Annotated in this window: 11 protein-coding genes; 5 read left to right on the plus strand and 6 right to left on the minus strand. The window is 68.4% G+C overall.

What is annotated here, in order from left to right; translation table 11 throughout:
* Positions 1-194 precede the first annotated feature (194 nt).
* Together ABZ656_RS02675 and ABZ656_RS02680 are read left to right on the plus strand one after the other, a co-directional pair.
* The gene (locus ABZ656_RS02675) at positions 195-1,100 is read left to right on the plus strand and encodes a LysR family transcriptional regulator (RefSeq protein WP_101399039.1); all 906 of its coding nucleotides are present in this window, start codon (positions 195-197) and stop codon (positions 1,098-1,100) included.
* A 116-nt stretch (positions 1,101-1,216) separates the two neighbouring features.
* The gene (locus ABZ656_RS02680) at positions 1,217-1,699 is read left to right on the plus strand and encodes an NUDIX hydrolase (protein ID WP_054236463.1); all 483 of its coding nucleotides are present in this window, start codon (positions 1,217-1,219) and stop codon (positions 1,697-1,699) included.
* Positions 1,700-1,745: 46 nt separating this feature from the next.
* Here the strand turns inward: ABZ656_RS02680 and ABZ656_RS02685 are convergent, their stop codons facing one another.
* Complete coding sequence (locus tag ABZ656_RS02685; RefSeq protein WP_101399041.1) at positions 1,746-3,569, minus strand: globin domain-containing protein; 1,824 nt, start codon at positions 3,567-3,569, stop codon at positions 1,746-1,748.
* A 397-nt stretch (positions 3,570-3,966) separates the two neighbouring features.
* On the minus strand, positions 3,967-4,599 hold the full coding sequence (locus ABZ656_RS02690; protein WP_360263817.1) for an HAD-IB family phosphatase: 633 nt from the start codon (positions 4,597-4,599) through the stop codon (positions 3,967-3,969).
* Positions 4,600-4,756: 157 nt separating this feature from the next.
* Here ABZ656_RS02690 and ABZ656_RS02695 point away from each other — a divergent pair, with 157 nt between their 5' ends.
* Positions 4,757-5,644 carry a GNAT family N-acetyltransferase gene (locus tag ABZ656_RS02695; protein ID WP_101399044.1) on the plus strand — a complete coding sequence of 296 codons (888 nt, stop codon included), beginning with the start codon at positions 4,757-4,759 and terminating at the stop codon, positions 5,642-5,644.
* 108 nt (positions 5,645-5,752) lie between these two features.
* Here ABZ656_RS02695 and ABZ656_RS02700 read toward each other — a convergent pair whose 3' ends face one another.
* Both ABZ656_RS02700 and ABZ656_RS02705 read right to left on the minus strand, forming a co-directional pair.
* Positions 5,753-6,178: a heme-binding protein gene (locus ABZ656_RS02700; protein ID WP_101399046.1), complete on the minus strand. Its 426-nt coding sequence runs from the start codon at positions 6,176-6,178 to the stop codon at positions 5,753-5,755.
* A gap of 95 nt (positions 6,179-6,273) precedes the next feature.
* Entirely contained in the window at positions 6,274-7,482 is a 1,209-nt protein-coding gene (locus ABZ656_RS02705; protein ID WP_360263822.1) for an MFS transporter, read from the minus strand.
* Between the two features lie 141 nt (positions 7,483-7,623).
* Between ABZ656_RS02705 and ABZ656_RS02710 the strand changes: the two genes are divergently transcribed.
* Both ABZ656_RS02710 and ABZ656_RS02715 read left to right on the plus strand, forming a co-directional pair.
* On the plus strand, positions 7,624-8,082 hold the full coding sequence (locus ABZ656_RS02710) for a MarR family transcriptional regulator (protein ID WP_101399050.1): 459 nt from the start codon (positions 7,624-7,626) through the stop codon (positions 8,080-8,082).
* Positions 8,083-8,161: 79 nt separating this feature from the next.
* On the plus strand, positions 8,162-8,614 hold the full coding sequence (locus ABZ656_RS02715) for a GNAT family N-acetyltransferase (RefSeq protein WP_101399052.1): 453 nt from the start codon (positions 8,162-8,164) through the stop codon (positions 8,612-8,614).
* Between the two features lie 61 nt (positions 8,615-8,675).
* Here ABZ656_RS02715 and ABZ656_RS02720 read toward each other — a convergent pair whose 3' ends face one another.
* Both ABZ656_RS02720 and dnaB read right to left on the minus strand, forming a co-directional pair.
* Positions 8,676-10,061 carry a serine hydrolase domain-containing protein gene (locus ABZ656_RS02720; protein ID WP_360263827.1) on the minus strand — a complete coding sequence of 462 codons (1,386 nt, stop codon included), beginning with the start codon at positions 10,059-10,061 and terminating at the stop codon, positions 8,676-8,678.
* Between the two features lie 91 nt (positions 10,062-10,152).
* Positions 10,153-11,628, minus strand: coding sequence for a replicative DNA helicase (dnaB, locus tag ABZ656_RS02725; RefSeq protein ID WP_054236456.1), 1,476 nt, complete (start codon positions 11,626-11,628; stop codon positions 10,153-10,155).
* Between the last annotated feature and the right edge of the window lie 285 nt (positions 11,629-11,913).

Genomic DNA, 11,913 nt, shown 5'->3' on the forward strand with positions numbered 1-11,913 from the left:
AGTACGTCGCTACGTACAACAGACGGTCCGAGCCTCCCCCCTCGTGGCTCGGACCGTCCCGGTTCTGTACGCGAAGAACCGCGCGAACAAGGCTAGTTGACTCTGTGTCAGTGTCCAATCACAGTAGCGACAGAGACCTATCGACTTATTTATAGTTGAGGCTCGGTCGGAGGTGCTGGGAGGGGAGGGGCACCATGGATTTGGCCCTGCTGCGCACATTTCTGACCGTGCACCGGGCCGGTTCCTTCACTCGCGCCGCCGCGCTGCTCGGTCTCTCGCAGCCTGCCGTCACCTCACAGATCCGCACGTTGGAGCGGCAGTTGGGGCGACCGCTCTTTCTTCGCCAGGCCCGCGGGGTGACCCCCACGACGATCGGTGACGAGCTCGCCCACAAGGCCGCGCCTCATCTCGACGCCCTGGTGGAGATCGCCGAGACCGGACTCGACGAGGACTCGTCACTGCGCACCCTGCATCTGGCCGGGCCACCCGAGTTCACAGCCGAGCGGGCGCTGCCCGCGCTCACGGAGCTGACGGGCGAGGACGGCCAGGGTTTCGCGTTGCGCGCCTCCTTCGGCAACGCCGAGGAGACCCTGGAAGGGCTCGCCGCCGGACATCATGATCTGGCCATCACCACGGCCCGTCCCCGCGGCACCCTGCTCACCGCGACTCCGCTCTGCGACGAGGAGCACGTGCTGGTCGCCGCCCCACGCTGGGCCGCCCGCATAGGTGCCGGAAAGCTCCGCCGAAAGGGCTCGCCGGCGCTGGAGAACTTCCCCGTGGTCGAAGTGCACGAGTCGCTACCGCTCGTCGCCCGCTACTGGGCGTCCGTCTTCGACTCCCACCCGGCCACTTCGGGCACCGTCGTCGTCCCCGATCTGCGCGCCGTGCTCGCCTGCGCCGCCACGGGCGCGGGCCTCGCGGTGCTGCCCCGGTATCTGTGCGCCCAAGCCCTGGAACGGGGTGACGTGGTCGCGCTTCTCGACCCGGCGGTGCCTCCGCTGCGTACGTACTTCCTGGTGGTCCGCACCGGCACGCTGGCCATGCCGCACATCGCACGAGCGCACGACTGGCTGCTCCACGCCGCGGCCGACTGGTCCTGATGCCCCCTGAGCCTTCCCGGGCTCCCTGAGCCTCCCAGGGGGGTTTCTGAGCCCTTCCTGAGCCCCTCGGGGCTCCGCGATGTTTCACGTGGAACCAGCCGGGCCACATTTCTCCCATGACCGTCCGACCCGTGGTCAAGCGCACCGCCCGCGCCATCCTGCTCGATGGCAACGACCTGATCTTGATCAAGCGCACCAAACCCGGCGTCGACCCCTACTGGCTCACACCGGGTGGAGGGGTCGAACCGGAGGACACGACTGTCGTCGACGCACTCCATCGTGAGGTGCACGAGGAACTCGGCGCCAAGATCACCGATGTGGTGCCCTGCTTCGTCGACACCGTCGAGCACATCGGCGATGACGGCGGCGCGACCGGCGTAAAAGTGCAGCACTTCTTCGTCTGCCGTCTGGAGTCCATGGATCCGTCCCAGCGGCACGGCCCCGAGGTGGACGAGCCCTGCGGCGAGTACGAGATCGTGCGGGTGCCGTTCACCCGGGTCGGCATCGCCTCCGTCCACCTCGTACCGCTGTCCCTGCGGCACTACCTCGACGGGAACATCGAAGGCGTACGGGCGATGCACGCACCGGACCTGGGCTGAGGCTCTTCAGGCCGGGGTCCTGGCCCCCTCTGCCGGGTGAGCCCGGTCAGTCCCCGGCCGCGACGAGTTCCTCGACCGAGTCGTGGCGTATGCGGTCCGACGGGATGCCCGCTTCCCTCAGAGCGTCCACCCCGCTGCGGATCATGCCGGGTGGCCCCGAGAGATAGGCGTCGTACTCGTTCCACGGCCCGTACTCGCGTACGGCGTCGGGCAGATGGAGATGCGCCCGCTGGTCGACGACCGGGCGCACGGCAAGCCATGGGTGGCTCTGCTGCAGCCGCAGCATGGTGTCGATGTCGTACAGGTCGTGATCGGTGCGGGCGCCGTAGAAGACCTCGACCGGCCGCCGCTCCCCGTGCTCGGCGACGTCCTCGACCAGTGCCTTGATGGGCGCGATGCCGGTGCCGCCGCCGAGGCAGAGCAGTCCGTTGTCGGTGGTGTGGTCGACGGTCATCGATCCGGCCGGCGGGCCGAGCCGGATGATGTCGCCGGGACGGGCACGGTGCACCAGCGCGTTGGAAACCCAGCCCGCCGGAACCGCCTTCACATGGAACGACAGCAGTCCGTCTGACCGCGGCGCCGAAGCGAAGGAGTAGTGCCGCCATATGCGCGGCCACCACGGCGTCTCCAGGCTCGTGTACTGCCCGGCGAGGAAGGGGTACGGCTGGTCGGGGCGGACCGTGATGACAGCGATGTCCGGCGTCCTGAGGTCGTGCGCGACGACCTCGGCGTACCACCAGGCCGGGGCGCGCAGCTCGTCCGCGGCCGCCGCGTCGATCATCACCTGGGAGATCGTCGTGTACGCGCGCACCCAGGCCGCCTCGGTCTCGGAGTCCCAGATCGCCGAGGCAAACCGGCTGAGCGAGCCGATGAGGCACTCACCGACGGCCGGGTAGTGCTCGGGCCGGGTGCCGTACTTGCGATGGCCACGGCCGAGGTTCTGCAGGTAGTCGACGAGAACCGGGGTGTTGTCGATGTGTTCGGCGGCGGTCAGCAGCGCCTTGAGCAGTCGGTCTCGCTGGGTGTCCATCGCCGCGGGGAACAGCGGCCGCAGATCCGGGTGGCGCACGAAGAGCAGTGCGTAGAAGTAAGAAGTGACCTTGTCGGCGACGGGGCCGACCTCGGCCATGGTCCGGCGGATGAGCACGGCGTCCGGAGACGGCTGCGGAGTGGGAGCGGACCTCCGGGCGGGCATCCGCGGCTCCGGGCCGGACGGTCCCGACGCGGGCAGCGGGGGCGTCTGACGGAACGCGGGAGGCTCGGGCGACAGCGGCTTCTGAAAGGGCTCGGGAGGCTCGGGCAACCGCGGCCTGTCAAAGGGAGCGGGAGGTTCAGGCAACCGTGGCCTGTCGAAGGGCTCGGAAGGCTCGCGGAACCGCTGCTCCTGGACCGGGACCCGAGGCTCGGCAAGGCGCTGCTCCTGGACGGGTACACGCGGCTGCGGGCCGGGGCCGGACTGCTCACTCCCGGGATCCGTCCACTCCCGTCCGGACACGGACTGCTCCGGGCCGGCATCGGACTGCGCAGCGCCGTGGTCGGGCCCGGCCGGACCTGACAGCGGCCGAGCGGATGCGTGGGCGGGCTCCGGCTCGGGACGTGGGGCCTCAGCGGGCGCGGCCTGCTGGGAAGTCGCCTCCGCCTCCACGGCGGAGGATATTCGCTCCTGCTCTGTCGTTCCCCGACCCGCGGCGGGTCGGCCGACCGGGCGCATCGCTGCCAGACGGCGGCCGTCGGCGGGCTCTCTCTCCCCACCGGACGGCAGTGGTTCCTTGCGCGGCGTGAACCAGCCGCCTCCGCCATTGCCTCCGGAAGTGCCGTTGTCGGCCGACGTGGTGGTCGGAGCGTCCATGGTGTGCCTCGCCTCGAACATCTTTCGGTCGGTCTGCGCACTTCCGCGGTCGGAAGATGCCTACTTTCCCCCGTAGACGACTTGCTCTCCTGCCCCGTTCAGTCCCCACCGGCCAATGCGGCCACATTCAACCCGGATTCCCGCTCTGTACGGACAAGTAAGGCGAGAATGTGACATTGGCCGCACCGCTCTCACCGCAGCATCCCACTCCGAGTCAACACCCGGCCGCATAACGGAAAATACGGGTCTTCGATCTCTCCGTCCCGTTACGCTGCATTGGCCTGCGTTCGTGCCCCACGAGACGTGCGTACATCACGACGGACGCGAACCGGAGTCGACCATACCGGCAGCTGTCCCACACACAAGTACCCCCTTCCTTCCGCCCGAAGAAGCGAGGGCCCACTCTCAACTGCAGTAATTACAAGGCGCGTCGGACCAATTCATAGGCATCCCACAGGTCCCGTCCCATGTAGGAGTGCGTGGCAAGGCCCGCCAGATGCCGATCCGCATTGACCGCGACGGATACCGGCACCGTCTCGAACAGGTCCTTGTCGGACAGCGAGTCGCCATAGGCGACGCAATCGACCCCCATCACCCCGAACTCTTCACAGAGCCGGTCCGCGATCTGCACCTTCGCCGCGGCACTGAGAATGCCCGCGAGATCAACGGGCTCACCGAACGGCAGAGCGGGAAAACGCGAACCGTATGCCGCATGCGCACCCCACGCCGTCAGTCGCTCGACGAAGAACGAGGGCGAGAGGGAGACGACGGCGCAGTAGTCGCCGTTGTCTCTGATCTCCGCCCAGACATCCTCGATGCCGGACAGCCACGGCGCGCCCTCGAAGGCCGCCGCCACATGTTCCTCCCTGAGATCCGCCCACAAGGCGTGCACCTGTGTGGCGTACTCCGGCGGACCGATCCGTCCTGCTGAGATCGCTTGGTCAAGCGCAACGGTCTCGGCCTCCAGACCGATCTGCCGCGAGATCTCCTGGGGCGCGGAACTCCCGTACAGCAGCGTTCCGTCAAGGTCGAAGAGATGAAGGCGTGGCATGGAAGCCGAGGTTAGCGGTCCGGGCACTCTTCGCCGTTTCACGTGAAACATCTGTCCGTGTGCTGTGGGAAGCGTCGCTGTCCCCATGCCACACATGGGGTATGACATGGCCAAAAGCGCATAGGTCCCTGGGCAAACGGGTGGACGTCAGTGGTGTATGTCAGACAGCCTGACCTGCGTGTCGACACTTTCCCCCGCCGTTCTGCCCATCCGCCGACTGACGCTTCGCGATCTCACCGCCTGCGCCGATTTGTCAGAGAACCGGGGGTGGCCCCGCGAGGAACACAAGTGGGGTCTGCTCCTCACCGCCGGGACGGGCTACGGCATCGACGACCCCGACGGCGGTCTTGTCACCGCCTGTGTCGTGACCGAGTACGGAACGCCGGAGAGGCGCGAACTGGGAGCGATCGGAATGGTGCTGGTCGCCGAGCGGCATGCCCGCCAGGGTGTCGGCCGGCGCCTGATGCGGCACGTCGTGGCAGAGATGGGCACCACCCCGCTGACCCTGCACGCGACTCCTTATGGCCGACCGCTCTACGAGGAGCTGGGCTTCAAGGTCACGGGCCGCGCCGAGATGGTCCGTGGACACTTCGTCCCTGGCCGGCCGGACCCGAAGGTGGCCACGCGCCCGGCCACTGCCGAGGACCTCACCACGATTCTTCGGCTCGACGCGGAAGTCTTCGGCTCCGACCGCACCCATGTGATCACGCGGCTGCCCGCCTTCTCCGACCAGCTGCGCGTCGCTGTGGAGAACGGCCGGATCATCGGCTACGCGGCGGCCTGGCCCAACATGGACACCCATGTGGTGGGTCCGCTGCTCGCCCGTGACACCGAGACGGCGAAGGCACTCATCACTTCGCTCGCAGCCCACACCGACCGCACGCTGCGCACCGACATCGACGTACGGCACGAAGAGCTGCTGTCCTGGGCGAAGGAACACGGCCTGGAGCCCACGGGCTTCAACGCGGTGATGACATACGGGATCTCGGAGTTGCCCGGGGACTGGACGCGACGTTTCGCTCCGCTCACGGTGGCAGCGGGCTGAGAGCCGCCGGGGTGCAGTCGCGTCCATCGCGCAGAGAGTCGCTCACCGCGTAGAGAAGCGCCGGTCCCGATGTCTGTGGGGGACCGGCGCTTGTCCAGGAGGGTGCGGTCAGACGAGCGCCTCCACCGCCGCCGTGGCGAAGTCGTGGTCCTGGTCGGGCGCTCCGCCACCGACCCCGATCGCCCCGATCAGACGACCGTCGCGACGGACCGGAACACCGCCCGCGATGAACAGGAGCGGACGGTCGAGCGCGGTGGGCAGGGTGTGGAAAAGGCCGCCGGGCTGGACTGCGTCGACCAGTTCCCTGGTGGCGGAGTCCAGCTGGAGGGCCGTGTAGGCCTTGCGCGTGCTGGTCTCGCCGGAAATCAGTACGGCGCGGTCGTCACGCCGGAAGGCGAGCAGATGGCCGCCGGCGTCGAGAACGGTGACGCTGACCGTGACCCCGGCGGCCTCGGCGGCGCGACGGGCCGCAGAGACGAGGACCTCGGCGTCCTGGATGGTCAGCGGAGCAACGGCGACGGTGGTGGTGGTCATGAGGGACTTTCTCCTTGAGGTGCTGTTCGGCTGTGGCCGATCAGGGGGCTGGGCTCAGCCGTGAGGGGCCGACTGCTACTCGGTGGCTCACTGGCTCAGTGGTGGACGGCGGTCCGCTGCTCGACGGGCGCGCTCGCGTCCGCGATGGTGCCGGCGGTATCGGCTCGGCGCTCCAGGGCTGCCGAGACGACGGCGAGGACCAGGGCCCCCGCGGCGAGCACCGCACCGACCCAGTTGGGGGCGGTGTAGCCGAGGCCGGCTGCGATGACGAGGCCACCGAGCCAGGCCGAAAGGGCGTTGCCGAGGTTGAAGGCACCGATGTTCACGGCCGAGGCCAGGGTGGGGGCACCGTGCGCCTGGTCGAGGACGCGCTTCTGCAGCGGCGGCACGGTCGCGAACCCGAGGGCGCCGATCAGCGCGATCGTGAGGGCCGCCAGGATCTTGTTGTGCGCGGTCACGGTGAACAGGGCGAGCACGATGGCGAGGCCGCCCAGGGACACGTACAGCATCGGCATCAGGGCGCGGTCGGCGAACCTGCCGCCGATGAGGTTTCCGCCGACCATGCCGAGGCCGAAGAGAACCAGCAGCCAGGTGACGGAGGTATCGGCGAAGCCGGCGACGTGGGTCATCATCGGCGCGATGTAGGTGATGGCCGCGAAGACGCCGCCGAAGCCGAGCACGGTCATCGCCATGGCGAGCAGGACCTGGACGTTCTTGAAGGCGGCGAGCTCGTGGCGGAGATGTACGCCCTCGGGCTTCGGCATCTCGGGGACCAGCTTCGCGATACCGAGCAGACCGATCACTCCGAGCGCGGCGACTCCGGCGAAGGTGACCCGCCAGCCCACGGACTGCCCGATCAACGTGCCCAGGGGGACACCGACCACATTGGCGATGGTGAGACCGCTGAACATCATGGCGATCGCCCCGGCCTTCTTCTCCGGCGCGACAAGCTCGGCGGCGACGACGGATCCGATACCGAAGAAGGCGCCGTGGGCGAGAGATGCGACGACTCGGCCCGCCAGCATCAGCCCGAAGGCCGGAGCGACGGCGGAGAGCAGGTTGCCGACGACGAACAGCCCCATCAGCAGCATCAGCATCCGCTTGCGGGACACCTTCGTGCCGAGCGCGGTCATGATCGGGGCGCCGATCACCACGCCGAGGGCGTAGCCGGTCACCAGCAGTCCGGCCATGGGGATGGAGACACCGAAGGCACCGGCGACCTCGGGCAGCACACCCATGATCACGAACTCGGTGGTTCCGATTCCGAAGGCCCCGATCGCGAGGGCCAGAAGCGCGAGAGGCATGGTGGGGACACCTTCCCAAACGATTGCAGGAGCGCTTTGCGTGCGTTCACAATAGTTGCACACGCGGGCTATATGCAAGGGCGGACTATTGCGCTCGTGCTCTACCCTGGTGTCAGCTGCTCCGGGACGGAGGAACACGCCATGACAGCCACGGACCCCGCGCTCACCGCCCTTGCCCAGGGGTGGTGCGCCCTCTCCCTGCTGCACGGGAGGATCGAGGCCCACATCGAGCGCGCCCTGCAGACCAAGCACGACCTCAGCGTGCGGGAGTACTCCCTGCTCGACGTGCTCAGCCGACAGCACGACGGCGAGGGTGGTCACTTGCAGATGAAGCAGGTCGCGGACGCGGTCGTGCTCAGTCAGAGCGCCACCACACGGCTCGTCACCCGGCTCGAGGACCGTGGTCTGCTCGCCCGCTATCTGTGCCCGACCGACCGCCGCGGCATCTACACGAATGTCAGCGAGGCCGGCCTCAAGCTCCTCGAAGAGGCGCGGCCCACCAATGACAGCGCCCTGCGCGAGGCGCTCGACGAAGCGGCCAAGTCCCCCGAACTGGCCCCACTGGTCCATGTAGTGGAATCGGCGAGCGTGTCCGCCTAGGCGCGAGATGACCTCCCGTCCCCCGCCGGGCGCCCGCACAGCCCGCACAGCCCGCACAGGGCCTGGATACGCTGTGGCCATGGGAGATCTTGAGATTCGACCGGCAGCTTCGGACGATGTCCCCGCCATCGTCGCGATGCTCGCCGATGATCCGCTCGGCGCCCAGCGGGAGTCACCCGACGACCTGACCCCTTACCTGGCCGCGCTCGAGCGGCTGAGTGCCGACCCGAATCAGCACCTGGTGGTCGCGGTGCGTGAGGGACGCGTCGTCGGCACCCTGCAGCTCACGGTCATACCCGGGCTGTCCCGCAAGGGCTCGACCCGCTCCCTCATCGAGGGCGTGCGCATCCACTCCGACGAGCGCGGCAGCGGCCTCGGCTCCCGGTTCATCGAGTGGGCGATCGAAGAATCCCGGAACCAGGGATGCCAGTTGGTCGAGCTGACCTCCGACGCCACCCGCACTGACGCCCACCGCTTCTACGAGCGGCTCGGCTTCACGGCCTCACACGTGGGCTTCAAGCTGGCGCTCTGAGCCACCTGTGTGCGCCAGGGGTCTGTTTCACGTGAAACAGACCCCTGCAGCAGGACAGCGGCTACTGAATCCCTCGCCAGCCCTCTGGGTCCACTCCTCCCGGCACAGGGGCGCCCTCGTCGTACGGCTGACGCGTGAAGACGAACGACCCGAGGTCGAGGTGACTCAGGGACCCGTCCGGGCGCCGTACGGCCCGTAGCGGCTCCCCCGTGTAGTAGCCGTCGAGCCCCGTCCAGGTCCCGTCACCGTTCGCCCGGAAGCGCGACCCGCGGCCACCCCCGGCCAGCGGGCCCAGCTCGACCATGCCGTCGGCCCTCAGACGCAGCGCGCACGCCTGGGTACCCCAGTACCAGGGGCCGGCCAACTCCAGGACGGACTGATCGACTTCGGCGGCCGGACGCCATGGCGCGGGAATCCGCGGCTCGGCCTCGGCGACGATCCGTACGAGATCGGTGGCCACGGTCAGCGCTCGCGGACCGGAGGTGCAGTTGGTCAGCACCACCGCCGCCACGTCGTCCTCCACACCGATCGCGAGCGCCGCGAGGAAGCCGGGCAGAGACCCTGAGTGACCCACCAGGATCCGGCCCGACCGATGCAGCACCTGTAGTCCCAGCCCGTAGGAGTCTCCCGAGGCGAGCTGGTCGGCTTCCAGGGGGGCCGCGGGCGTACGCATCTCCCGCAGGGACTCCGCGCTGAGCACCGCCGCGTGCCCCGCGGCCAGGAAGACGGCGAAACGGGCCAAGTCCCCCGTGGTGGACCACAGTTGCCCGGCCGGAGCCATCCGGCCGAGGTCCTCGGCAGGCTCCGGCATCATGACGTCCGCCCACGGATGCACGGCCCAGCCACCCGCGTGGGGTGCCTGCGGCTGCCCACTCGTGCGGTGCAGGCCGAGCGGGTCGAGCACCTCGCGCCGCAGGGCCTCTTCCCAGGGGACTCCCCGCAGTTCCTCGATCAGTGCGCCCAGCAGGGTGTAGCCGGGGTTCGAATAGTGGTGCAGCCGCCCGGCCGGGTGCAGGAAGGGCTGCTCACCAAGCACGTCGGAGAGCTCGGGACGCAGCGAACCAGGTGTGCGTTCCCACCAGGGGCCGGGCGTCTCGGCCGCCAGCCCGCCGGTGTGCGCAAGAAGCTGGGCGATGGTGGCCTCCCCCGCACCGGTGCCCGGCAGATGCTTCTCCAGCGGGTCGCCCAGGTCGAGCAGTCCCTCGTCGCGCAGCCGCAGCACCAGCACGGCCGTGAAGGTCTTGGTGATCGAACCGATCCGGTACTGCACGTTCTCGTCCGGTCCGTGCCCGTCCACCGAGGTGCGCGACCCGTGCCACACCGGCTCCCCACCACGGACGACCGCCGCGACCAGCGACGGCGCCCGCCCCTCGGCCTGAGCGGCGGCGATACGGCGCAACAGAGCCCGGCGCGTGCCGGGAAGGAGCTTTTCCTGAGGTGTCGTCATGCCCTCAGTCCACCCGGCCGGGCACCGCACGTCGAGTGCATTTCCCCGAAGACCGGGCACATGTCTTCCACACCGCGCCCAAGAGGGCGGATCAGGTCTGTGCCATGTCCACGAAGCGCGAGTAGTGGCCCTGGAAGGCCACGGTGATCGTGGCCGTCGGGCCGTTACGGTGCTTGCCGACGATGATGTCCGCCTCGCCCGCGCGCGGCGACTCCTTCTCGTAGGCATCCTCACGGTGCAGCAGGATCACCATGTCCGCGTCCTGCTCGATCGATCCGGATTCACGCAGGTCGGAGACCATGGGCTTCTTGTCCGTGCGCTGTTCGGGACCACGGTTGAGCTGCGAGAGCGCGATCACCGGCAGCTCCAGCTCCTTGGCCAGCAGCTTCAGGTTTCGCGACATGTCCGAGACCTCCTGCTGCCGGCTCTCGGACCGCTTGCCGCCCGACTGCATCAGTTGGAGATAGTCGATGACGACGAGCTTCAGATCGGCGCGCTGCTTGAGGCGCCGGCACTTGGCGCGGATCTCCATCATGGACAGGTTCGGGGAGTCGTCGATGTAGAGCGGCGCGGCCGAGACGTCGGGCATCCGGCGCGCGAGCCGCGTCCAGTCCTCGTCGGTCATCGTGCCGGATCGCATGTGGTGCAGGGCGACACGGGCCTCGGCTGACAGCAGACGCATCGCGATCTCGTTGCGCCCCATTTCGAGCGAGAAGATCACGCTGGGCATGTTGTGCTTGATCGAACAGGCCCGTGCGAAGTCCAGCGCCAGCGTCGACTTACCCATGGCGGGACGAGCCGCGATGATGATCATCTGGCCCGGGTGCAGACCGTTCGTGAGGGAGTCGAGGTCGGTGAAGCCGGTCGGCACACCGGTCATCTCGCCCGACCGTGAACCGATCGCCTCGATCTCGTCGAGCGCGCCTTCCATGATGTCGCCGAGCGGCAGGTAATCCTCTGTCGTGCGCTGCTCAGTGACCGCGTAGATCTCAGCCTGGGCGGTGTTGACGATCTCGTCCACGTCGCCGTCGGCCGCGTATCCCATCTGTGTGATGCGCGTACCGGCCTCGACCAGGCGGCGCAGGACCGCGCGCTCATGGACGATCTCCGCGTAGTACTCGGCGTTCGCCGCCGTGGGGACCGTCTGGACGAGGGTGTGCAGATAGGAGGCACCACCGACCTTGGTGATCTCACCTCGCTTGGTGAGCTCGGCTGCGACCGTGATCGGGTCGGCCGGCTCACCCTTCGCGTACAGATCGAGGATCGCGGTGTAGATGGTCTCGTGCGCGGGCCGGTAGAAGTCGTGGCCCTTGATGACCTCGACGACGTCGGCGATGGCGTCCTTGGACAGGAGCATGCCACCGAGAACGGACTGCTCGGCGTCGAGGTCCTGGGGAGGTACGCGCTCGAAGGACGAACCTCCGCCTTCCCACGGCCCGTTGTCCCGGTCGCGGTCGTGCTGTTCGTCGCGGCCCCGGCCACCCTCGCGGCCTCGGCGGGAAGCGGGCAGACGATCACTGGGACCGCTGTCGGCCCACGGGTCGTCCAAGGGCTCGGAAATACTCACCGAGCCACCTCCTCCCGTCCGCCGAGCGGACCTAACCGTGCCCTTCATTTCTACGGCACGGCACTGACAACTAAGAGGCCCAACTCCGGTTCTGACACGTCGGTTTTGCGAGGTTTCCGAGGGCAGAGAAGAGAGCGGGCGCCGCACCACGTTAGGCCCGCGGGCACCGTCAGCCAATCTGGTTATCCACAGGCCATGTGGACGACGGCCCCGATGCTGTGGAGAACTCCACAAAACCTGTGCACGACCCGGTGGACAGGCCTGTGAACAAGCCCTCAACCACTC

Source organism: Streptomyces sp. NPDC007095, assembly GCF_040634475.1.
Lineage (GTDB): Bacteria > Actinomycetota > Actinomycetes > Streptomycetales > Streptomycetaceae > Streptomyces.